The sequence below is a fragment of the Pseudomonas sp. Z8(2022) genome, from assembly GCF_025837155.1.
In the GTDB taxonomy this organism is placed as follows: domain Bacteria; phylum Pseudomonadota; class Gammaproteobacteria; order Pseudomonadales; family Pseudomonadaceae; genus Aquipseudomonas.
In genome coordinates, this window is the sequence record NZ_CP107549.1 from 3,494,793 (window position 1) to 3,517,744 (window position 22,952).

22 protein-coding genes and 1 other RNA gene are annotated in these 22,952 nt (G+C 64.0%); 4 read left to right on the plus strand and 19 right to left on the minus strand.

What is annotated here, in order from left to right:
* Positions 1 to 12: 12 nt before the first annotated feature.
* The 17 genes from ftsZ to rsmI all read right to left on the minus strand — a co-directional run bounded on the left by ftsZ (position 13) and on the right by rsmI (position 18,313).
* The gene (gene ftsZ, locus OEG79_RS16735; RefSeq protein WP_264146080.1) at positions 13 to 1,206 is read right to left on the minus strand and encodes a cell division protein FtsZ; all 1,194 of its coding nucleotides are present in this window, start codon (positions 1,204 to 1,206) and stop codon (positions 13 to 15) included.
* A 44-nt stretch (positions 1,207 to 1,250) separates the two neighbouring features.
* The gene (ftsA, locus tag OEG79_RS16740) at positions 1,251 to 2,498 is read right to left on the minus strand and encodes a cell division protein FtsA (RefSeq protein WP_264146081.1); all 1,248 of its coding nucleotides are present in this window, start codon (positions 2,496 to 2,498) and stop codon (positions 1,251 to 1,253) included.
* A 15-nt stretch (positions 2,499 to 2,513) separates the two neighbouring features.
* Complete coding sequence (locus tag OEG79_RS16745; protein ID WP_264146082.1) at positions 2,514 to 3,380, minus strand: cell division protein FtsQ/DivIB; 867 nt, start codon at positions 3,378 to 3,380, stop codon at positions 2,514 to 2,516.
* 3 nt (positions 3,381 to 3,383) lie between these two features.
* Positions 3,384 to 4,325, minus strand: a complete 942-nt coding sequence (locus tag OEG79_RS16750; RefSeq protein WP_264146083.1) for a D-alanine--D-alanine ligase — start codon at positions 4,323 to 4,325, stop codon at positions 3,384 to 3,386.
* Positions 4,322 to 5,722, minus strand: coding sequence for a UDP-N-acetylmuramate--L-alanine ligase (gene murC / locus OEG79_RS16755; protein ID WP_264148739.1), 1,401 nt, complete (start codon positions 5,720 to 5,722; stop codon positions 4,322 to 4,324). Before murC ends, OEG79_RS16750 begins: the two co-directional genes overlap by 4 nt.
* Positions 5,723 to 5,756: 34 nt before the next feature.
* Positions 5,757 to 6,827 (minus strand): undecaprenyldiphospho-muramoylpentapeptide beta-N-acetylglucosaminyltransferase, encoded by a 1,071-nt coding sequence (gene murG / locus OEG79_RS16760; RefSeq protein WP_264146084.1) that lies wholly within the window; start codon positions 6,825 to 6,827, stop codon positions 5,757 to 5,759.
* Positions 6,817 to 8,034, minus strand: a complete 1,218-nt coding sequence (gene ftsW, locus OEG79_RS16765; protein WP_264146085.1) for a putative lipid II flippase FtsW — start codon at positions 8,032 to 8,034, stop codon at positions 6,817 to 6,819. Before ftsW ends, murG begins: the two co-directional genes overlap by 11 nt.
* Positions 8,034 to 9,380, minus strand: a complete 1,347-nt coding sequence (gene murD / locus OEG79_RS16770; RefSeq protein WP_264146086.1) for a UDP-N-acetylmuramoyl-L-alanine--D-glutamate ligase — start codon at positions 9,378 to 9,380, stop codon at positions 8,034 to 8,036. The genes ftsW and murD overlap by 1 nt, the downstream gene beginning before the upstream one ends.
* A gap of 6 nt (positions 9,381 to 9,386) precedes the next feature.
* Positions 9,387 to 10,469, minus strand: a complete 1,083-nt coding sequence (gene mraY, locus OEG79_RS16775; protein WP_264146087.1) for a phospho-N-acetylmuramoyl-pentapeptide-transferase — start codon at positions 10,467 to 10,469, stop codon at positions 9,387 to 9,389.
* Complete coding sequence (locus OEG79_RS16780) at positions 10,470 to 11,840, minus strand: UDP-N-acetylmuramoyl-tripeptide--D-alanyl-D-alanine ligase (RefSeq protein ID WP_264146088.1); 1,371 nt, start codon at positions 11,838 to 11,840, stop codon at positions 10,470 to 10,472.
* Entirely contained in the window at positions 11,833 to 13,296 is a 1,464-nt protein-coding gene (locus tag OEG79_RS16785; RefSeq protein ID WP_264146089.1) for a UDP-N-acetylmuramoyl-L-alanyl-D-glutamate--2,6-diaminopimelate ligase, read from the minus strand. Before OEG79_RS16785 ends, OEG79_RS16780 begins: the two co-directional genes overlap by 8 nt.
* On the minus strand, positions 13,296 to 15,023 hold the full coding sequence (locus OEG79_RS16790; protein ID WP_264146090.1) for a peptidoglycan D,D-transpeptidase FtsI family protein: 1,728 nt from the start codon (positions 15,021 to 15,023) through the stop codon (positions 13,296 to 13,298). The genes OEG79_RS16785 and OEG79_RS16790 overlap by 1 nt, the downstream gene beginning before the upstream one ends.
* Entirely contained in the window at positions 15,020 to 15,289 is a 270-nt protein-coding gene (ftsL, locus tag OEG79_RS16795; RefSeq protein WP_413247548.1) for a cell division protein FtsL, read from the minus strand. The genes OEG79_RS16790 and ftsL overlap by 4 nt, the downstream gene beginning before the upstream one ends.
* A gap of 20 nt (positions 15,290 to 15,309) precedes the next feature.
* A complete protein-coding gene (gene rsmH, locus OEG79_RS16800; RefSeq protein WP_264146092.1) occupies positions 15,310 to 16,251 on the minus strand; it encodes a 16S rRNA (cytosine(1402)-N(4))-methyltransferase RsmH in 942 nt (313 codons plus the stop codon).
* 2 nt (positions 16,252 to 16,253) lie between these two features.
* Entirely contained in the window at positions 16,254 to 16,709 is a 456-nt protein-coding gene (gene mraZ / locus OEG79_RS16805; protein WP_264146093.1) for a division/cell wall cluster transcriptional repressor MraZ, read from the minus strand.
* Positions 16,710 to 17,016: 307 nt separating this feature from the next.
* Positions 17,017 to 17,364, minus strand: an RNA gene (gene rnpB, locus OEG79_RS16810) — RNase P RNA component class A.
* Between the two features lie 49 nt (positions 17,365 to 17,413).
* Positions 17,414 to 18,313, minus strand: a complete 900-nt coding sequence (gene rsmI / locus OEG79_RS16815; protein WP_264146094.1) for a 16S rRNA (cytidine(1402)-2'-O)-methyltransferase — start codon at positions 18,311 to 18,313, stop codon at positions 17,414 to 17,416.
* 89 nt (positions 18,314 to 18,402) lie between these two features.
* Between rsmI and OEG79_RS16820 the strand changes: the two genes are divergently transcribed.
* From OEG79_RS16820 to OEG79_RS16835, 4 genes are read left to right on the plus strand one after another with little or no spacing between them, the layout of a single operon-like run.
* Positions 18,403 to 20,211, plus strand: coding sequence for a penicillin-binding protein activator (locus OEG79_RS16820; RefSeq protein WP_264146095.1), 1,809 nt, complete (start codon positions 18,403 to 18,405; stop codon positions 20,209 to 20,211).
* The gene (locus tag OEG79_RS16825; RefSeq protein ID WP_264146096.1) at positions 20,208 to 20,567 is read left to right on the plus strand and encodes a YraN family protein; all 360 of its coding nucleotides are present in this window, start codon (positions 20,208 to 20,210) and stop codon (positions 20,565 to 20,567) included. The genes OEG79_RS16820 and OEG79_RS16825 overlap by 4 nt, the downstream gene beginning before the upstream one ends.
* Before the next feature lie 25 nt (positions 20,568 to 20,592).
* Positions 20,593 to 21,186, plus strand: coding sequence for a phosphoheptose isomerase (locus tag OEG79_RS16830; RefSeq protein WP_024307016.1), 594 nt, complete (start codon positions 20,593 to 20,595; stop codon positions 21,184 to 21,186).
* A complete protein-coding gene (locus OEG79_RS16835) occupies positions 21,183 to 21,716 on the plus strand; it encodes a BON domain-containing protein (protein WP_264146097.1) in 534 nt (177 codons plus the stop codon). The genes OEG79_RS16830 and OEG79_RS16835 overlap by 4 nt, the downstream gene beginning before the upstream one ends.
* Before the next feature lie 52 nt (positions 21,717 to 21,768).
* Here the strand turns inward: OEG79_RS16835 and OEG79_RS16840 are convergent, their stop codons facing one another.
* Positions 21,769 to 22,182 carry a ClpXP protease specificity-enhancing factor gene (locus OEG79_RS16840; RefSeq protein ID WP_264146098.1) on the minus strand — a complete coding sequence of 138 codons (414 nt, stop codon included), beginning with the start codon at positions 22,180 to 22,182 and terminating at the stop codon, positions 21,769 to 21,771.
* 13 nt (positions 22,183 to 22,195) lie between these two features.
* On the minus strand, positions 22,196 to 22,813 hold the full coding sequence (locus tag OEG79_RS16845; RefSeq protein ID WP_264146099.1) for a glutathione S-transferase N-terminal domain-containing protein: 618 nt from the start codon (positions 22,811 to 22,813) through the stop codon (positions 22,196 to 22,198).
* Positions 22,814 to 22,952: the final 139 nt, after the last annotated feature.

The following is a 22,952-nucleotide window of genomic DNA, read 5'->3' on the forward strand; positions in this document are numbered from 1 at the left end:
TGATAAATTCCATCAATCAGCCTGGCGACGCAGGAAGGCCGGAATATCCAGGTAATCCAGATCATCCTGGGTATTGAGCTTGGCTGCAGTGGCCGCACCGCTGTGGCTCTGACGCTGAACGGTCGGACGCTCGTAGTCCTTGTAGTTGACCGACTGCTCGCTGCGCGGCTGCGCGGCAGGCTGCTGGGCAACCGGCTGGCTGACGGCAACCTGCACGGTGTTGTCGACCACCTTGACCGGTTTTTCCATGCGCGCGCCGAGGCCGGTGGCGACCACGGTCACGTGCAGTTCGTCACGCATGTCGGCATCGATCACGGTGCCGACCTTGACGGTGGCCTGCTCGGAAGCGAACTGCTCGATGATGTTACCCACGTCGGAGTACTCGCCCAGCGACAGGTCGGGACCGGCAGTGATGTTAACCAGGATGCCGCGCGCGCCCTGCAGGTTGACGTCTTCCAGCAGCGGGTTGCGGATGGCCGCTTCGGTAGCCTCACGCGCACGGTTCGGACCGCTGGCGCAGCCGGTGCCCATCATCGCCATGCCCATTTCGCTCATCACGGTCTTAACGTCGGCGAAGTCGACGTTGATCATCCCCGGACGCTTGATGATGTCGGAGATGCCGCGCACGGCGCCGGCCAGCACGTCGTCCGCCTTGGCGAAGGCGGACAGCAGGCTGGCATCCTTGCCGAGGATGGTCAGCAGTTTTTCGTTGGGGATGGTGATCAGCGAGTCGACGCTCTCGGCCAGCGCGCGGATGCCTTCATCGGCAATGACCATGCGCTTCTTGCCCTCGAACGGGAACGGACGAGTGACCACGGCCACGGTGAGGATGCCCAGCTCCTTGGCGACCTCGGCGATCACCGGAGCGGCGCCGGTACCGGTGCCACCGCCCATGCCGGTGGTGATGAACACCATGTCGGTGCCCTGCAGCACTTCGGCGATGCGCTCGCGGTCTTCCAGAGCGGCCTGACGACCGACCTCCGGATTGGCGCCAGCACCCAGGCCCTTGGTCACGCCCGGGCCGAGCTGCAGCACGGTGCGCGCACCGATGTTCTTCAGCGCCTGCGCATCGGTGTTGGCGCAGATGAACTCGACGCCTTCGATGTTGCTGACCGCCATGTGGTTGACCGCGTTACCGCCGCCACCGCCGACACCGATGACCTTGATCACCGCACTTTGTGGAATGTTATCTACTAGTTCGAACATGATCCCTCTCCTTCCTTTCTAGTTGTGTAACGCCTACTGCAAATTCAGAAATTGCCTTGTACCCAGCGCTTGATGCGCTCGAGTACCGGGGTTTTGCCTTCGTCCTGATAAGGACTGCCCACCGACATGGAAATGCCATCGTTCTGCTTCTGCAGCCCGTACAGCAGCAAGCCCACACCAGTGGAATAAATCGGGTTGCGCACGACGTCGGCCATGCCCTTGACGCTATGCGGCACGCCAAGGCGCACCGGCATGTGGAAGATTTCCTCGGCCAGTTCGACCGCACCTTCCATCTTCGCCGTACCGCCGGTCATGACGATGCCGGCGGGAATCAGGTCCTCGTAGCCACTGCGACGCAACTCGGCCTGCACCAGGGTGAACAGTTCGTCGTAACGCGGCTCGACCACCTCGGCCAGGGACTGGCGGGACAGGTCGCGCGGCGGACGATCACCGACGCTGGGCACCTTGATGGTTTCACCGGCACCGGCCAGCTTGGCCAGCGCGCAGGCGTAGCGGATCTTGATTTCCTCGGCATACTGCGTCGGCGTACGCAGAGCCATGGCGATGTCGTTGGTGACCTGGTCACCGGCAATCGGGATGACCGCGGTGTGGCGAATCGCACCTTCGGTGAAGATGGCGATATCGGTGGTGCCGCCGCCGATATCCACCAGACACACGCCCAGCTCCTTCTCGTCTTCGGTCAGTACCGAATATGCGGACGCAAGCTGCTCGAGGATGATGTCGTCGACTTCCAGACCACAGCGACGCACGCATTTCTCGATGTTCTGCGCGGCATTGGTGGCGCAGGTCACCACATGTACCTTGGCTTCCAGGCGCACGCCGGACATGCCCAGCGGCTCGCGCACGCCTTCCTGGTTGTCGATCACATAGTCCTGCGCCAGGGTGTGCAGCACGCGCTGATCGGCCGGGATGGCGACGGCCTGCGCGGCGTCGAGCACGCGCTCGATATCTGCCGGGCTCACCTCGCGATCACGAATGGCGACGATACCGTGGGAGTTCAGACTGCGGATGTGATTGCCGGCGAGGCCGACGAAGGCCGAGTGGATGCGGCAGCCGGCCATCAGCTGGGCTTCTTCGACGGCGCGCTGAATCGAGGCCACGGTGGACTCGATATTGACCACCACGCCCTTCTTCAGGCCGCGCGACGGATGGGTGCCGATGCCGACGATCTCCAGCTGGCCGTCGGCCGTCACCTCACCCACCAGCGCCACCACCTTGGAGGTGCCGATGTCCAGGCCAACGATCATCTTGCCGCTCTGCGCGCTACTCATTAGTCCTGTCTCTCCTCAATTCACTTTCTGCTCGGCCGCAGCCGGCTCCACCGGCTCACGCCAGGCCACGGCGAGGCCGTTGGCATAACGCAGGTCGATGCGCGCGATGTTCGCGCTCTGTTCTTTCAGCTCGCGCTCATAGATGGCGGCGAACCGACGCATTTTTTCCACCACGTGATCACGCCCCAGCAGGATGTCGATGCGTTGACCGCTGGCGTTCTCGGTGGCCGAGAGGAACCAGCTGCCACGCTCGCGCAATTGCAGGCCGACCACGGTGAAGCCCATCGGCCGCAGCAACTGGCTGAGCATCTGATACTGCTGCATCACCTTGGGTTGCGCTCGCTGCGGGCCGGACAGCTGAGGCAGGTGCTGGTAGTTGTCCAGCTCCTGCGGTGCAAACGCCTGCCCCTGATTGTTCAGCAGTGCCTCGTCGCCCCAACGGGCGATGGGCAGTTGTTCTTCCAGACGCACGTCGATCTGATCCGGCCAGACGCGGCGCACTTCTGCGTGGGCGATCCAGGGCATACGCTCCAGCTCTTCACGCATGCCGCGCAGGTCGACGCTGAAGAAGCTCGCCTCGATGAACGGCGCGATGCGCCGCTCCACCGCCTGCTGGCTGATGTAGGCCAGATCGCCCTGCACGCTGATGCGCGCTATCGGCCGGTCGGCATAGGGCAGCAGACGCTGCGCACCTTCGTAGGCAGCAAAGCCCAGACCGATCAGCACCAGCGGCCAGAGCAAGCGCCCGACCCAGGAAAAATCCGCCTTGGGCATGCGCAGACGCATCGGCTCCTTGGCCACCAGACGGCTGGCGCCACGCGGCGCGGGCTTGCCGCGCAGCGGAGCCCTCAGCGTGTCCTGGTGACGCAAAGCCACTGCCATGACTTAACCCCTCGCCTCGACGCTGTCGGCCAGAATTGCCAGCACCAGCTGCTGGAAATCCAGACCGGCGGCACGCGCGGCCATTGGCACCAGGCTGTGATCGGTCATGCCCGGTACGGTATTCACTTCCAGCAGCCAGAATTTGCCGCTGGCATCCTGCATCACGTCGGCGCGCGCCCAGCCCTGGGTGCCCACGGCCTCGCAGGCACGCGCGGTGAGGTCCTTCAGCTCCGCTTCCTTCTCAGCCGAGAGGCCGCAGGGGATGCGGTACTGGGTATCACTGGCCAGGTACTTGGCGTCGTAGTCGTAGAAGGTATGCGGCGTGCCCAGAGCAATCGGTGGCAGCACCTGGTCGCGCAACATGGCGACGGTGAACTCGGGACCGTCGATCATCTGCTCGACCAACACCTGCGAGTCGTAACGGCTGGCATCCTTCCAGGCTGCGATCAGCGCCTCGAGATCGTTGACCTTGGCCATGCCGATGCTCGAACCCTCGTGGGCCGGTTTGACGAACAGCGGGAAGCCCAGCTCGGCAGCTGCGCGGCGACAGTCCTCTTCGCAGCTCAGGGCAGCGTGCGCCGGTGTCGGCAGGCCCAGGCTCAGCCACACGCGCTTGGTGCGCAGCTTGTCCATGGCCAACGCCGAAGCGAGGATGCCGCTGCCGGTGTAGGGAATGCCGGCGCACTCGAGCAGACCCTGCATGGAGCCGTCTTCGCCGCCGCGGCCGTGCAGCACGATGAAGGCACGGTCGATCTTCTCGCTGTTCAGGCGAGCCAGAAAATCATCCCCCACATCGATGCCGAAGGCCTCCACGCCAGCCGCCTGCAGGGCGCTGAGCACGGCGTTGCCGGATTTCAGCGACACCTCACGCTCGGCGCTCTTGCCGCCGAACAGCACGGCAACGCGGCCGAATGCCTTGGGGTCGAGGGTATTGTGCAAACTCATTTCGACTCCCCCACGAACAGCGGGTGCTTGATCAGTTGCGGCGCCACCGCGCCGATATCGCCGGCGCCCTGGCACAGCAGGATGTCGCCGGCGCGCAACAGCGGTCTGAGCAGCGGCGCCAGGTCGACACCACGTTCGACATAGATCGGGTCGAGCTGACCGCGCTGACGGATGCTGTGACACATCTGCCGGCTGTCTGCGCCCGGAATCGGCTCTTCGCCGGCCGGATAGACCTCAACCAGCAGCAGCACATTGGCTTCGCTCAGCACCTGCACGAAGTCGTCGTACAGGTCGCGGGTGCGGGTATAGCGGTGCGGCTGGTAGACCATCACCAGGCGGCGCTCCGGCCAGCCACCACGCACGGCCTTGATCACCGCAGCCACTTCACGCGGGTGATGACCGTAGTCGTCCACCAGCATCACGCTGCCACCGTCCACCGGCAGCTCGCCGTAGACCTGGAAGCGTCGGCCGACGCCCTGGAAATCCGCCAGCCCGCTGACGATGGCAGCATCCTCGATGCCTTCGTCGGTGGCGATGGCAATGGTCGCCAGTGCATTGAGAACGTTGTGGTTGCCCGGCATGTTGACCGACACGTCGAGCGGTTCGCACTCCGGACGCAGCACGGTGAAATGGGTACGCATGCCTTCCTGGCGCACGTTGATTGCGCGCACGTCGGCGTCTTCGCTGAAGCCATAGGTCACGGTCGGGCGGCCGATCTGCGGCAGCAGTTCGCGCACCACCGGATCGTCCACACAGAGCACCGCCAGACCGTAGAACGGCAGGTTGTGCAGGAACTCGACGAAGGTCTTCTTCAGCTTGTTGAAGTCGCCGCCATAGGTGCTCATATGGTCGGCATCTATATTGGTGACCACCGAAACCATCGGCTGCAGGTGCAGGAAGCTGGCGTCGCTCTCGTCGGCTTCGGCGATCAGGAAACGGCTGGAGCCGAGCTGGGCATTGGTCCCAGCCGCGTTCAGACGACCACCGATGACGAAGGTCGGATCCAGACCGCCGGCGGCGAACACCGAGGCCAGCAGACTGGTGGTAGTGGTCTTGCCATGGGTTCCGGCCACGGCGATACCGTGGCGATAGCGCATCAGCTCGGCAAGCATCTCGGCCCGCGGGACCACCGGAATACGCCGCTCCAGAGCGGTGGCGACTTCCGGGTTACTGGTATTGATTGCGCTGGAGACCACCAGCACGTCGGCCTGCTCGGCATTTTCCGCGCGGTGGCCAATGAAGATGGTGGCGCCGAAGTTCGCCAGGCGCTCGGTCACGGCCGAGGCCTTGAGGTCGGAGCCGGACACTTCGTAACCCAGGTTGAGCAACACTTCGGCGATACCGCACATGCCGACGCCGCCGATACCGACGAAGTGAATGCGGCGGATACGGCGCATGCGCCGTACTTCGGCCTTGACTGCAGCAGGGGACTTAGCCACGCATCACCTCCTGGCAGATGTCGACCACCGTGCGGGTTGCATCGGGCTTGGCCAGGCGACGCGCGGTGGCGCCCATGACAGTGAGTTTTTCCAGGTGCATCAGAACCTCGGTGAGCTGCGCGGCAAGCCTGTCCGCGTCAGTGGCATGTTGCGGAAGAAGAACGGCTGCGCCCTCCTTCGCCAGATATTCGGCATTGCGGCTCTGGTGGTCGTCGATGGCGTGCGGCAATGGCACGAGAAACGACGGCAAGCCAGCGGCTGCAAGCTCGCTGACAGTCAGCGCACCGGCGCGGCAGACCACCAGATCGGCCCAGCCATAGGCGCGAGCCATGTCCTTGATGAAGGGCGCGACCTCGGCTTCGACCGCAGCATCTCGATAACGCTCCGCAGTGATCTCGGCATGTTGCTTACCGGCCTGATGGAACACCTGCGGACGCACATCGACAGGGATTTTCCCCAGCGCGGCCGGCAGCAGTTTGTTCAGCGGCTCTGCGCCGAGGCTGCCGCCGAGCACCAGCAGTTTCGGTTGACGCCCGGCCAGCGGCTCGCGCGGCGTCTCCAGGAACAGCTCTTCACGCACCGGGTTGCCGGTGGTGCGGCGCTTGTCGGATGCGCCGAAGGTATTCGGGAAGGCTTCGCAGATGCGCGTGGCGATGCGCGACAGCAGGCGATTGGCAGTGCCGGCCACGGCGTTCTGCTCGTGAATCACCAGCGGCACACCGGCCATGCGCGCAGCCAGTCCGCCCGGCCCCGTGACATAGCCGCCCATGCCCAGCACGCAGACCGGCTGCAACTCGCGCACGATACGACGCGCCTGCAACAGCGAGCGCAGCAACTGGAACGGCGCCTTGAGCAGGGACAGCTTGCTCTTGCCACGCAGGCCGCTGACGTTGATCAGGTGCAGCGGCAAACCGGCTTGCGGCACCAGCTCGTTCTCGATGCCACGCGGCGTACCCAGCCAGTGCACGCTGTAACCACGGGCCTGGAATTCGCGCGCGCAGGCCAGCGCCGGGAATACATGCCCGCCGGTGCCGCCGGCCATGATCAGGACATTACCGCGCATGGGCGACCTCCTGGTTCGGATCGGCGAAATCCTCTTCGCTGAACTCGATATCCTCGTTGCCCAACACGTTGCGCCGCTCCCATTCGATACGCAGCAGAACCGCCAGACTGACGCAGCAGATCACCAGCGACGAACCACCGTAGCTGAGGAACGGCAAGGTCAGACCCTTGGTCGGCAGCAGGCCGGTGTTCACCCCGATATTGATCAGGAACTGCCCAATCCACAGGAAGGACAGGCCGTAGGCCACATAGGCGGAGAAGAACTGCTTGGCCTTCTCTGCCCACAGGCCGATATACAGGCCGCGCACGCAAACGAAGACGAACAGCGCCAGGGTCGCCAGCGCGCCGACGAAACCCAGCTCCTCGGCCAGTACCGAGAACACGAAGTCGGTATGCGCTTCCGGCAGGTAGAACTGCTTCTGGATGCTGTTGCCCAGGCCGACGCCGAACCACTCGCCGCGACCGAAGGCGATCAGCGCCTGGGTCAGCTGATAGCCCGAGCCATACTGGTCGGCCCAGGGGTCGGTGAATGTGATAAGACGCTGCAGGCGATATTCCTGGGTCTGCACCAGCACGAACACCGCGCCGACCGCCAGCGCTACCATCAGGCCGAAACGCAGCATGCCGACGCCGCCGAGGAACAGCATGGCCATGGCCGAGCCCATCATCACCACGGTGGCGCCGAAGTCCGGCTCCAGCAGCAGCAGACCGGCCATCGGCAGCAACACCACGAACGGTTTGAAGAAGCCCATCCAGCTTTCGCGCACTTCCTCCTGACGGCGCACCAGATAGCCAGCCAGATAGACCACCACGAACACCTTGGCAATTTCCGACGGCTGCACGTTGAAGGCACCGAAGCCGATCCAGCGCCGCGCACCGTTGACCTCGCGGCCGATACCGGGAATCAGCACCAGCACCAGCAGGCCGAAGGCCGCCAGCAGCATCATCCAGCCATAACGCTGCCAGAAACTCATGGGGATCATCAGCACGATGCCGGCGGCCCCCAGACCGATGATCAGGTAAACCAGGTGGCGAATCATGTGGTAAAGCGGATTGCCGGACAGCGCTGCCGCCACTTCCGACGAGGCCGAGGTGATCATCACCAGGCCCAGGCCCAGCAGGCCGAGGCAGCCGGCCAGCATCGGGAAGTCGACATCGAAGCCGCGACCGAGCAGCGGTGAGGGGCGAGCGCGCAGGAAGGCCAGCATCAGAACAGCCCTCCCACGGCCTGGGCGAACAGACGTCCGCGTTCTTCGAAGTTCTTGAACATGTCCAGGCTGGCACAGGCCGGCGACAACAGCACCGCATCACCGGCCTCGGCCAGTTCGCTGCAGCGCTGCACGGCTTCGTCCAGGGTCGCCACGCGCACCAGCGGCACGGCATCGCCCAGCGCTGCGGCAAGCAGTTCGGCATCCCGACCAAGCAGCACCACGGCGCGGCAGAAGCGCGCAACCGGCGCCTTCAGTGCGGAAAAATCGGCGCCCTTGCCATCGCCACCGGCGATCAGCATCAGCTTGCCATCGATGTCCGCGCCCAGGCCTTCGATGGCCGCCAGCGCAGCACCCACGTTGGTGGCCTTGGAATCGTCGTAGTAATTCACTCCGGCGCGCTCACCGACCCACTGGCAGCGGTGCGGCAAGCCGGCGAACTGGCGCAAGGTGGCCAGCATGGCGTCCATCGGCAGGCCGACGGCATGACCGAGCGCCAGCGCCGCCAGGGCGTTGGACTGGTTGTGTGCACCACGGATCTTCAGTTGGCTCACCGGCAGCAACGCGTCGAAACGAAACGCCAGGCACTTCTCGCCGTTCTCTTCGAGCAGGCCGAAGCGCTTGAAGTCGGGTTTGCCCAGACCGAATTCCCAGCAGGTCACCTGATCGGCGATCAGCGGACGCGACAGCGCGTCATCACGGTTGATCACCACCTGTCGGGCACCACGGAAGATCCGGTGCTTGGCCAGGTGATAGGCCGGCAGGCCGCTGTAACGGTCCATGTGGTCTTCGCTGACGTTGAGACAGGTGGCCACTTCGGCATTGAGCTGGTCGGTGGTCTCCAGCTGGAAGCTGGACAGCTCCAGCACGTACAGTTCGACATCATCCGCCAGCAGGTCCAGCGCCGGGGTACCGAGATTGCCGCCCACGGCGACGCGCTTGCCGGCCGCTGCTACCATCTCACCGACCAGGGTGGTGACGGTGCTCTTGGCATTGGAGCCGGTGATGGCGACGATCGGCGCCTTGGCATGACGGGCGAACAGGTCGATGTCGCCGGACAGCTTCACACCACGCGCGGCGGCCTCGGCCAGCGCCGGGGTGGCGATGGCCAGACCCGGGCTCACGTAGAGCTCCGAGGCGCGGCAGAGAAAATCCACGTCCAGTTCGCCGCAACGGACTTCCACCTGCGGGTAGTCACGCTTGAGCGTTTCCAGCTCCGGCGGGTTCGCGCGCGTATCGGCCACGGCAAAGCGCACGCCCTGCTGCGCCAGAAAGCGCACCAGGGACATACCGCTCTTGCCGAGGCCGACAACGATGCGGAACTGGTCGGAAGCGATCAACGACACGCTCAATTACCTCAGTTTCAGGGTGGCCAGGCCGATCAGCACGAGAATCACGGTGATAATCCAGAAGCGGACGATCACGCGTGGCTCGGGCCAGCCCTTGAGTTCGAAATGATGGTGGATCGGCGCCATGCGGAACACGCGCTTGCCGGTCAGCTTGAAGCTGGCGACCTGGATGATCACCGACAGGGTTTCCATGACGAACACGCCACCCATGATGAACAGCACGATTTCCTGACGCACGATCACGGCAATGGTGCCCAGCGCGGCGCCGAGGGCCAGCGCGCCGACGTCGCCCATGAATACCTGGGCCGGATAGGTGTTGAACCAGAGAAAGCCCAGACCGGCACCCACCAGAGCGGCGCAGAATATGATCAGTTCACCCGACCCCGGCACATACGGGATCAGCAGGTATTCGGCGAAATTCACGTTGCCCGACAGGTAGCAGAAGATACCCAGGGCGCCACCGACCATCACGGTAGGCAAAATGGCCAGACCGTCGAGGCCATCGGTGAGGTTCACCGCATTGCTCGAACCGACGATGACGAAGTAGGTCAGTACCACGAAGCCGATCCCCAGCGGGATACTCACGTCCTTGAGCAGCGGCAGGATCAGCGTGGTTTCCACCGGAGTCTGCGCGGTCATATAAAGGAAGCAGGCGGCGCCCAGGCCGAACACCGATTGCCAGAAGTACTTCCAGCGGCTCGGCAGACCACGCGAGTTCTTCTCGATCACCTTGCGGTAATCATCGACCCAGCCGATGGCGCCGAACAGCAGGGTGACGGCCAGCACCACCCAGACGTAGCGGTTGGACAGATCGGCCCAGAGCAGGGTGCTGACGGTGATGGCAGTGAGGATCAGCGCCCCGCCCATGGTCGGCGTGCCCTTCTTCGACAGGTGCGACTGCGGGCCGTCGTTGCGCACGGCCTGACCGATCTGACGCACCTGCAGGGTGCGGATCATCCACGGGCCGAGCCACAGCGACAGCGCCAGGGCGGTAAGCACGCCGAGGATGCCGCGCAGGGTCAGGTACTGAAAGACCGCGAAGCCCTTGTGGAACTGTTGCAGGTACTCCGCCAGCAGCAGCAGCATTTAGTGAATCTCCCCAGATACGCCACACAGCGCCGCCACGACCTTGTCCATGGCTGCGCTACGTGAACCCTTGATTAGTAATGTGCTGCCGGCCTGCTCGGCGCGAAGCGCTTCGATCAGCTCGGCCTGATCGGCGAAGTGGCGACCTTTTGAGCCGAACGCCTCGACAGCGAAACGCATCAGCGGACCTACGGCATACAGCGCGTCGACCTTGCCAGCAGCATGACGACCAACATCGCGATGGCCCTGTTCGGCCCACTCGCCCAGTTCGCCCATGTCTCCCAGCACCAGGACAGTGCGACCGGAGAAGCCGGCGAGTATATCCACCGCCGCACACATGGACACGGGGTTGGCGTTGTAGCTGTCATCGATCACCCGCACTCCATTCGGAGCCAGCTGCGCTACGGCGCGGCCCTTGACCGGCTGCAGGCTTTCCAGCCCCTGAACCATGGCGACCAACGGCATGCCTAGAGCATGGGCTGCCGCGCAGGCCGCCAGCGCGTTGGCCACATTGTGCTCACCCAGCAGATTGAGCTGGATAGGTGCGCTGCCAACCGGGCTGCGCAGGATGAAACCCTGGCAACCGCGCTCATCACGCGCCAGATCACTGGCGTGGAAGGCTGCGCGGGTATCGCGCAGTGCGAAGCTGAAGACCCGGCGACCGGCAGCACGGCGCTGCCAGATGGCAAAGGCCTTGTCATCCAGATTGAGCACCGCCACGCCATCGTCCGGCAGGCCTTCGAGAATCTCGCCCTTGGCCTCGACGATCTTGTCCGGGCCACCGAACTCACCGACATGGGCATTGCCGGCATTGGTAATGATGGCCACCTGCGGTCGGGTCAGACTGACGGTGTAGGCGATCTCGCCGACATGGTTGGCGCCCAGCTCGATCACCCCGGCACGATGCTCCGCAGCCAGCTCCAGCAGGGTCAGCGGTACACCGAGATCATTGTTGAGGTTGCCACGAGTAGCCAGCACCGCGCCGTTCAGGCCGGCACGCAGGATGGACGCCAGCATCTCCTTGACGCTGGTCTTGCCGCTGGAGCCGGTCACCGCCGCCAACGGACCAGTGAAGGCATGGCGGTTCAGCGCGCCCAGCTGACCGAGTGCCATGCGCGTATCGGCCACCAGCAATTGCGGCAACGGCGCATTCGCCACTTCGCGTTCCACCAGCGCAGCTACAGCACCCTTGGCAGCAACCTCGGCCAGGTAATCGTGACCGTCAAAACGCGGCCCGGTCAGCGCAACGAACAACTGGCCGGCGGCGATGGTACGGCTGTCGGTACCGACGGCGGAGAAGGCGACATCCGCGCCGATCACGCGGGCGCCCAAGTCAGCAGCGACATCGCTGAGCAGCCAGGACTTAAGCATGAGCCGCCTCCCAGGCCGCCAGGGCCTTGTTCGCTTCGATCAGATCGGAAAACGGCTGGCGCACGCCCATGATTTCCTGGTAATCCTCGTGCCCCTTGCCGGCCAGCACCAGTACATCGGTGGTTTCAGCCTGAGCGACCAGTCGCGCAATGGCATCGCCCCGGCCGTGAATGAACTGCACCTGCTCCGGAGCAACGAAGCCCGCACGGATATCGTCAACGATCTGCGCCGGATCTTCGCTACGCGGATTGTCATCGGTTACCCACACCACATCGGCCAGACGCTCGGCCACCGCGGCCATCAGCGGGCGCTTGCCGCGATCGCGGTCACCGCCACAGCCGAACAGACAGACCAGACGCCCCTCGACATGCGGACGCATGGCTTCAAGTACTTTTTCCAGGGCATCGGGGGTGTGCGCGTAGTCGACCACCACCAGCGGCTTGTCGCCGCCGCCGAGGCGCTGCATGCGGCCAGCCGGCCCCTGCAGTTGCGGCATGACCTTGAGAATCTCGTCGAGGGCGTAATCCAGCCCCAGCAGGGCACCGACCACCGCCAGCAGATTGCTCAGATTGAAACGACCGAGCAGGTTGCTGCGCAGCACACCCTCGCCACGCGGCGTCACCAGGCGCGCGCGCACGCCGTGGTCATCGAAATGCGCTTCGCTGCAATAGAGGAAGGCGCCAGCATCGTTCAGGCTGTAGCCGATCAGGCGTGACTCCTGCGACTGCTGCGCCAGCTCGCGGCCGAATGCGTCATCAAGGTTGATCACCCGGCAACGCAGATTTGGCCAGGCGAACAGCTTGGCCTTGGCTGCGCCATAAGCCTCCATGCTGCCGTGGTAGTCGAGGTGGTCACGCGACAGGTTGGTAAACACCGCCACGTCGAACTCCAGCGCGGCGACACGGGCCTGATCCAGACCATGGGAAGAGACTTCCATGGCCACGGCGCGCGCACCGGCCTGTTTGAGCGAGGCCAGAGTCGCCTGAACACCCACCGGATCGGGCGTGGTGTGCTTGCCCTGCTCCAGTGCACCATGGAAACCGTTGCCCAGAGTGCCGACGATACCGCACGGCTGACCGAGCAGATCCAGTGCCTGCGCCAGCAACTGGCTGACACTGGTCTTGCCGTTGGTACCGGTAACGCCGATCAGATTCAGGCCACGGCTTGGCTCGCCGTAGAAGCGCCCGGCAATGGCCGAAAGCTGGCCGGCCAGTCCTTTCACGGAAACCAGCACAGCGCTGTCGGCATGCATAGCCGGCGCGCCTACGGCCTCGAAGGCAACGGCGGCAGCGCCGCGGGCGATGGCGTCGGCGATATGCACGCGGCCATCCTGCTGGGTGCCGGGCACGGCCAGAAACAGATCACCCGGACGCACCTTGCGACTGTCCAGGGTCAGTTCACGAATCAGCACGCCGCTCTCGGCAGCGGGCAGCAATTGATTGAGTGGCATGGGCATCAGTTACGCCCTCCCTGACCCACGGCGGCCATCTTCTGCTCGGGCGGCGGCAGGTTGTCCGGCGCGATGTTCATCAGACGCAGCGAACCGGCCATCACCCGGCTGAACACCGGCGCGGAGATCAGACCACCGTAGTAGGCGCCCTTGCCCGGCTCGTCGATGACCACGACCAGCGCAATGCGCGGGTCCTGCGCCGGCGCGAAGCCCGCGAACAGGGAACGATAGGAATTGGTCTGGTAACCCTTGGCCCCGGAGTTGGTCTTGCGTGCAGTGCCGCTCTTGCCCGCTACGTGATAACCCGGCACCTGGGCGCGGAATACGCCACGCGGCGCCTCGGTAACCTGCTGCAGCATGCCCTGCAGGGTCTTGGCCACATCCGCCGGCACCACCTGCATCGAACCGGGTTTTTCATCCACGCGGATCATCGACAGCGGGGTCATGCGCCCACCATTGCCCAGCGCTGCATAGGCATGCGCCAGTTGCACCGCAGTCACCGACAGGCCGTAGCCGTAGGACAGCGTGGCCGTTTCCGCTTCGCGCCACTTGCGATGGTTGGGCAGATTGCCAACGCGCTCGCCGGGGAAGCCCAGACCGGTATCGCGACCGAAACCGAGATTGCTGAATACCTGGTGCAGCTGCTCGCCGCCCACATCGAAGGCGATCTTGCTCATGCCGACGTTGCTGGAGTTGATCAGAATGCCGGTCAGATCCAGTGCCGGCCCCTGGGTGCGGGACACGTCACGAATGGTGTAGCGGCCAATCTGCAGCGTGCCGTTGCCCACCTGGACGATATCGCTGGGCTTCCAGCGGCCGGTTTCCAATGCGGCGGCCATCGACAGCGGCTTGATGGTCGAGCCGGGCTCGAACACATCGATCATTGCGCGGTTGCGCATGGCTGCCGGGGTCAGGTTGCGGCGGTTGTTCGGGTTGTAGGTGGGATGGTTGACCATCGCCAGCACTTCGCCGGTTTTCACGTCGACCATGACCAGGCTACCGGCCTTGGCGTCGTTTTCCAGCAGTGCATTGCGCAGCTCGCGGTGGGCCAGATACTGCAGGCGCAGATCAATGGACAACGCCAAGGCCTTACCGGCCTTGGCGTTCTGCGTGACCTGTACATCCTTGATCAGCTTGCCGCGACGGTCCTTGAGCACCTGACGCTTGCCCGGCACACCGGCCAGCCAGTCTTCGTAGGCCAGCTCCATGCCCTCACGCCCGCGGTCGTCGATATCGGTGAAGCCGACGACATGCGCAGCGACTTCGCCGGCCGGATAGAAGCGACGGAATTCCTCGATGGCGTATACGCCCGGCACCTTGAGATCGAGCACCGACTGGCCCTTCTCCGGGGTCAGACCGCGCACCAGATACATGAACTCGCGTTCCTTGTTCTGCTCCAGACGTGCAGCGAAGCTGGCCGGGTCCTGTCCGAGGGCGGCGGCCAGTGCCGGCCAATGTTCACGACCGGCCTGCAGTTCCTTGCCGTTGGCCCACAGCGTGGTCACGGGGGTACTGACCGCCAGCGGCTCGCCATTGCGGTCGGTGATCAGGCCACGGTGCGCCGGAATCGGGATATGACGGACACTGCGGGCATCGCCATGGGCCTTGAGGAAGTCATGGTCGAGCACCTGCAGATCGAGCATGCGCCAGGCAATGGCGCCGGCCATCAGGGCGAGCAATGCCAGCACCAGGCGGAAACGCCAGGGATAGAGCGCGCCTTCGAGACCGATCATGGTTGCACCATGCGCACGGCGGCGGGGTCGGGAATGTGCATTTTCAGCTGCTCGGTCGCCAGCGCCTCGATGCGGTTGTGCGCAGTCCAGGTGCTCTGCTCGAGAATCAGCCGGCCCCACTCGGCCTGCGCCTTGTCGCGCACGCTCAGTTCGCCATACAGCTCGTTGAGCAACAGGCGATTCCAATGCGCGCTGTAGGACACCGCCACAGCGGAAACCAGAATGGCGATGAACAACAGCAGCATCAGAAAGCTGCCGTTGGGCATGGATTTGATCAGCCGGCGGCTCACCGCAACTTCTCCGCGATGCGCATCACCGCGCTGCGCGAGCGCGGATTGGCCTTGAGTTCCGCTTCGCCAGCGTAGACCGGCTTACCGATCAGCTTGAGACGCGGCTCGAAGGCCTTCGGAATAATCGGCAGATCACGTGGCAGCTTGTCCGCCTCGCCCTTGGCCTGGCGTTTCATGAATTGCTTGACGATGCGGTCTTCCAGCGAGTGGAAGCTGATCACCACCAGGCGGCCACCCACCTCGAGGGTTTCCAGCGCAGCCTCGAGGCCGCGCTCGAGATCACCGAGTTCGTTGTTGACGTGGATACGGATGCCCTGAAACGCCCGAGTGGCCGGATTCTTGCCCTTTTCCCAGGCGGGATTGGCATCGGTCAGCACTTTTGCCAAATCCGCAGTGCGGGTGAATGGCTGTTCGGCGCGACGCTGCACAACGGCACGCGCCATACGTTTGGCAAAACGCTCCTCGCCGTAATCCTTCATCACACGGGCGATTTCGTCTTCGGCAGCCGTGGCGATCCAGTCCGCCGCACTCACACCGGCATCCGGATTCATGCGCATATCCAGTGGGCCGTCGTTGAGGAAACTGAAGCCGCGCTCCGGGTCATCCAGTTGCGGAGAAGACACGCCGAGATCCAGAAGGATGCCGGAGACCTGCCCGGAAATGCCGCGGACAACGGCCTCGTCGCCAAGTTCCGCAAAACTGCGCTGCACAACGACAAAGCGGCCGTCTTCGGCCGCCAATGCTTCCCCGGTAGCTATTGCCAGGGGATCCTTGTCGAATCCCAGCAACCGTCCACCTGGTCCGAGTTTTTGCAGGATCAGCCGGCTGTGCCCGCCACGCCCGAAGGTGCCATCCATATAGCAACCGTCAGCGCGCACGGCGAGCCCCTCGACGGCCTCGTCGAGCAGCACGGTGATATGGCGCAAGGTATCGGTCATGGTCACAGGATCAGGCTACGCAGTTCATCGGAAAGGGCTCCCGGCTGCTTGATGGCGGCCAGGTCGTTTGCAGCTTGGTCATTCCAGGTTTGTTCATCCCACAGCTGGAACTTGTTCAGGTGGCCGACCAGCATCGCGTGCTTGTCCAGCTTGACGTGTTCGCGCAGACGCGGCGGGATCAGGATGCGCGCACTGCCGTCCATTTCGAGATCCACCGCGTTACCTACCAGCAGACGCTGCAGGATCCGGTTCTTCTCATCCAGGGAGGCCAGTACGCTGAGCTTTTCCTCGATCCGCTCCCACTCGACCAGGGGATAGATGTTCAGGCAGGGGTCATTGATGTCGATGGTCACGATGAGCTGGCCTGCACAACGCGAAACGAGCTCGTCACGATACCGACTCGGCATCGCGAGGCGCCCTTTGGCGTCGAGACTGATGGCATTAGCTCCGCGAAACACGCTTGCGCTTCCCCTTTATCTAGCTTTCCGCGCCCATAAAAACCCACTTCATGCCACTTTTCACCACTTGCGCACACTATAGAAACGCCTACGCCCCACCGTCAAGGCGCGGTGAAACGGAAAAATCCTTACAGGACGGAGATTTAGCGAACAAAAGCGAGGGGAAAAGGGATGCCGGAGCCGGCTTTGACAGATAAATTTCAGCCAATCCAGCGAGCTGAAATTCGAACTTAAAGTAATTTGTTAAGAGTAAGAATTTTTCGGTATCAGACGAGCGGGGAATAGAAGAGCAAAACGAGAAGGGAAGGAGGAGAGTCGATCTGTAAGCCGGGTTCTGTCGAGGACAGCCATTCCTCTACGACGTACATCACTGCACGCCTTTAGCAACCTACCCGGTTCCAGCGCGGGCCACGCCGATGGAACCCTATTTGGTCTTGCTCCGAGTGGGGTTTACCTAGCCACGGACTGTTGCCAGCCGTGCGGTGCGCTCTTACCGCACCTTTTCACCCTTACCGGCGCCGAAGCGCTTAGGCGGTTATTTTCTGTGGCACTTTCCGTAGGCTCGCGCCTCCCAGGCGTTACCTGGCACTCCGCCCTATGGAGCCCGGACTTTCCTCCCCCTTCTTGCGAAGGCAGCGACTGTCCGATCGACTCTCCGCCGGCAAGGGTACCGGTCGTGATGGCAAGCTGCAAGCGAGACAGCGCTACCCCTTGCGCTCCAGAGCCACCTGATAGAGCAGGTTCTTGCGCACCCCGGTGATCTCTGCCGCCAGCGCCGCTGCGCGCTTGAGGGGCATTTCGGCCATCAGCAGATCGAGCACGCGCAGCGCTTCGGCACTGACCGCCTCCTCACCTTCCGGCGCCTGCCAGCCCGCCACCAGCACCACGCACTCGCCCCGCTGCTGATTGCTGTCGGCGGCCACCCATTCGCACAGCTCGGCCAGTGGCAACCCCTGCAAGGTCTCGAAGGTTTTGGTCAGCTCGCGTGCGAGCAATGCCGGGCGCTCGCTGCCAAACACGTCGCGCATATCCTGCAGGCATTCGAGAATCCGGTGCGGCGCCTCGTAGAAGATCAGCGTGCGCGGTTCCTCGCTCACCTGCTCCAGGCGCGCGCGTCGCCCCGCAGCCTTGGCCGGCAGGAACCCCTCGAAGATGAAGCGATCCGACGGCAGACCGGCTGCCGACAATGCCGCGATCAGCGCGCAGGCCCCCGGCACCGGTACCACCGCGAATCCTGCCGCACGCGCCTGGCGCACCAGGTGGTAACCCGGATCGGAAATCAACGGCGTACCGGCATCGGAAATCAGCGCAACATCCTCACCGGCCTGCAACCTCGCCAAAAAACGCCCGCCCTGATCGCGCTCGTTGTGCTCGTGACAGGCAGCCAACGGCGTTTCGATACCGAAGTGCTGCAGCAGCCGCGCCGAATGCCGGGTGTCCTCCGCTGCGATCAGTGCCACCTCGCGCAGAACCCGCAAGGCCCGTGCACTGATGTCATCCAGGTTGCCGATCGGCGTGGCCACCACATAAAGGCTGCCGGGCTGGACGCTTGCGACTGCGGGCTGACTCACTGGAAACACCTCGTTAATTGAATGAGCGCTCATTCTAGCCGGTTCCGACCCAGCGGCATCGCACCGATCTCGGGGCTTGGGTACAATTGCCGCTTGATTTGCTCAAGTATCAGGATGACCCGATGATCGCTAGCCTGCGCCCTCTTTCCGCTCTTTTCCTGGCCGGCCTGCTCGCCGCCTGCGCCAGCTCGCCCTCCAGCAACCTGGGTCAACTGCCGCGCACACCCCAAGCCAGCATCGAGCAGATGCTCCAGCAGGCCGCCGAGAGCAAACCGGAACAGGCCGCCCTGCTGCGTCTGTCGGCAGCCGATCAGAGCTACCAGCAGAATGACGTGGCGCGCGCCACGCGCATCCTCGAGCAGATCGACATCGCCAGCCTGCAGCCTGCACAACAGATCTTCGTCAGCACCCTGCAGGCTGAGCTGGCCATGGCCCGCAAGCAACCCAAGAGTGCGCTGAAAGCCCTGCAACACCCCAGCCTCGAGCGCCTGGGCGAACTGCCGGTCGAGCAACAGATCCGCACCCAGCTGGTTCGTGCACGCGCCCTCGAGGCCAACGGCCAGACCCTGGCTGCCGCCCGCGAGCGCGTGTTCACTGCACCGCTGCTGAGCGGCCTGGCCGCGCACGACAACCACGAGAACATCTGGGCACTGGTCACCGCCCTGCCGGCACAAACCTCTGCCGGTGCCGACAGCGACCTTGCCGGCTGGCTGGAGCTGGCTCGCCTGACCAAAGGCAGCGCCACCCTCGAACAGCAGCAGGCAGCCATCGACCAGTGGGTCGCGCAGAACCCGCAACACCCGGCGGCCGAGCAACTGCCCGAAGCGCTGGGCAAACTGCGCGAGCTGGCCAGCCAACCACTGACCCGTATCGCCCTGCTGCTGCCACAGGAAGGCCAGCTGGCCAGCGTTGCCCGCGCCCTGCGCGACGGATTCCTCGCCGCGCATTACGAGGCGCAGCAGGCCGGACAGACCCCACCGGACATCAAACTGTACGACAGCGCCCGCATCGGCTCGCTGGATGCCTTCTACCAGCAGGCACAGGCCGACGGTGTACAACTGGTGGTCGGCCCGCTGGAGAAGCCGCTGGTCAAGCAGCTCAGCGACCGCGAACAACTTCCCATCACCACCCTGGCCCTGAATTACAGCGACGCCGGCCAGGAAGGCCCCGCGCAGCTGTTCCAGTTCGGCCTGGCCGCTGAGGATGAAGCCCGCGAAGTGGCGCGCCGCGCCTGGAATGACGGCATGCGCCGCGCCGTAGCGCTGGTACCGCGTGGTGACTGGGGCGACCGAGTACTGGATGCCTTCCGCCAGAGCTGGCAGGCCCAGGGTGGAACCCTGATCGCCGCCGAGCATGTCGACCAGCCAGTGGAGCTGGCCCGCCAGATCGCCGACCTGTTCCAGCTGCGCGAAAGCGAAGTCCGCGCACGTCGCCTGCAGAACACCCTGGGCTCGAGCCTGGATGCGCAACCGGCACGCCGCCAGGACATCGACTTCATTTTCCTCGCCGCCACCCCGCAACAGGCGCAGCAGATCAAGCCGACCCTGGCCTTCCAGTACGCCGGGGATGTGCCGGTCTATGCCACCTCGCACCTGTTCACCGGCGCCCACAGCCAGGCTCAGTATCAGGACCTGGAAGGCATCCGCTTCTGCGAAACCCCCTGGCTGCTCGACGCCCACGCTCCGCTGCGCCAGGAAGTCAGCAACCAGTGGCCGCAGGCTGGCGGCAGTCTGGGTCGCCTGTATGCAATGGGCGTCGATGCCTACCGCCTGGCGCCGCGCCTGGGCCAGCTCAAGGCCCTGCCCGAGTCGCGCATCGAAGGGCTGTCCGGCAGTCTCAGCCTCAACCCTGCGCAACGCATCGAACGCCAGCTGCCCTGGGCCGAATTCCGTGGCGGCCAGGTTCAGCGCCTTCCCGACAGCATCAATTGAGCGCACACAACGATCTGGGCCGAGCCGCCGAACAGGCGGCCCGGCAGCATCTGGAACGTAACGGCCTGCGCCTGATCGAACAGAACTGGAGCTGTCGGCGTGGCGAGCTCGATCTGGTCATGCTCGACGGCGATACAGTAGTATTCGTCGAAGTCCGCGCCCGCCGCCACAGCGCCTGGGGCGGCGCCCTGGAGAGCATCGATGCGCGCAAGCGTGGCAAGCTGGTCATCGCCGCAGAACTCTTCCTCCAGCAGCACTCACGCTGGGCCCGCCACCCCTGCCGCTTCGACGTGGTCGCCATCAGCACTGACGGCGCCGCTCGCCTCGACTGGATCAAGAACGCTTTCGATGCCTGACGGCCGTACATTCAAGGTTTAACCGATGGACATGCAATCCCGAATCCGCCAGCTCTTCCAAGCCAGCATCGACACCAAGCAGCAGGCCATGGAAGTCCTCGCGCCCTATATCGAGCACGCCAGCCTGGTGATGGTCCAGGCCCTGCTCAACGAGGGCAAGATTCTCTCCTGCGGCAACGGCGGCTCCGCCGGCGATGCCCAGCACTTTTCCTCCGAGCTGCTCAACCGCTTCGAGCGCGAGCGCCCAAGCCTGCCGGCCATCGCCCTGACCACCGACAGCTCGACCATCACCTCGATCGCCAACGATTACAGCTACAACGAGGTGTTCTCGAAACAGATTCGCGCACTCGGCCAGCCCGGTGACGTGCTGCTGGCGATTTCCACCAGCGGCAACTCGGCGAATGTCATCCAGGCCATCCAGGCTGCGCATGACCGCGAGATGATTGTCGTCGCCCTCACCGGCCGCGACGGCGGCGGCATGGCCTCGCTGCTGCTGCCGGAAGATGTCGAGATCCGCGTTCCAGCCAAAGTCACCGCACGCATTCAGGAGGTCCATCTGCTGACCATCCACTGCCTGTGCGACCTGATCGACAGTCAATTGTTTGGGAGTGAAGAATGAAGCGTTCTGCCCTGATTCTGGCCGCCCTGGCCGTTACCCTGACCCTGGCAGGCTGCGGCAGCCGCAGCATCGGCAACAAGATCGACGATCAGTTCCTCGGCCCCGAGGTTGCCTCGCGCATCAGCAATGCTCACGCCGACCTGACCAGCCCGACCTCGCGCATCGTGGTAACCAGTTACAACGGTGTGATCCTGCTCGCCGGACAGACTCCACGCAGCGAGCTCAAGGACCAGGCCGCGCAAACCGCCCGCGGCGTACAGGGCGTGAAGAAGGTCTACAACGAGCTGCAGGTGCAGCAACCGGCCTCCCTGCTGGCGCGCAGCAACGATTCGCTGCTGACCACCAAGATCAAGACGCAGATGCTGGCTGACAGCAACGTGCCAAGCGCACGCATCAAGGTGGTTACCGAGAACGGTATCGTCTACCTGCTCGGCCTGGTCACTCGCGAAGAAGCCAACGCCGCCACTCAGGTCGCTCAGACCGTATCCGGCGTGCAGCGGATCGTGCGCCTGTTCGAATACACCAACTGATTCGAACCTGAAGAGACGACAAGGGCGCCCCATGGGCGCCCTTTTGATTTTCCTACTTGACCACTTTCAGACTGGGTCGACCGCTTGGGCGCGGCGGCTCGTCACCGGACGGACCATCGTCATCCGGCCCCGGCTCTTCAGGACCACCGGCAACCGGCGATTCCATATCGAAGACCATGCCCTGACCATTTTCCCGTGCATAGATCGCCAGGATCGCCGCCGCGGGGATGTAAAGGCTATGCGCCACACCACCGAAGCGCCCCTCGAAGCTCACGGCCTCGTTATCCATGTGCAGATGACGCACGGCACTGGGCGACGCATTGAGCACGATCTGGCCGTCACTGGCAAAGCCGGACGGCACCTGCACCCCAGGGTGCTCGGCATTGACCAGCAGGTGCGGCGTGCAGTCGTTATCGACGATCCATTCGTACAGGGCGCGAACCAGATAGGGACGACTGGAATTCATGATCTCCTCCTTCTCAGCGCATCGCGCGCTCGGCAGCGGAAAGACTGGCCTGAAACGCCTCACGGGCGAACTGGCGCTCCATGTAGTCGAGCAATGGCTTGGCCGGACGCGGCAACTCGATGCCCAGCACCGGCAAGCGCCAGAGAATAGGCAATAGACAGCAATCCACCAGGCTCAACTCCTCGCTGAGGAAAAAAGCCTTCTCGGCGAACAACGGCGAAACACCTGTGAGACTCTCACGCAGCTCCTTGCGCGCCAGCTGGCGCTCGGCCTCCTTGCTGCGCTTGTCGAGAATACGGTCGACCAGCACGCACCAGTCCCGCTGAATACGGTGCATCAACAGACGACTATTGGCACGCGCCACCGGATAAACCGGCAACAGGGGCGGATGCGGATAGCGCTCGTCGAGATACTCCATCACCACGGACGCTTCGTACAGCGCCAGATCGCGATCGACCAGCGTCGGCAGAGTGCCGTAGGGGTTGACCTCGGCAAGCTTGGGCGGGCAGTTGCCCTGTACGACATCGACGATCTCGACGCTGACACCTTTCTCGGCGAGCACCAGACGCACGCGATGGGAATAGTGGTCGGCGGGGTCGGAGTAGCAGGTCAACCTGTTGGTCACCGCCATGGCGATCCTCCTCGCTTTTTTATGATTTGCAGAAACAGGAAAAATTGCCGCAGCAATTTGTCGTCGCAGACACGGCACCCTGGGGTGGCCGTCAGAAATGGCAGGGTAGAAAAACCTGCGCGCCCCTAAGGGGCGCGCA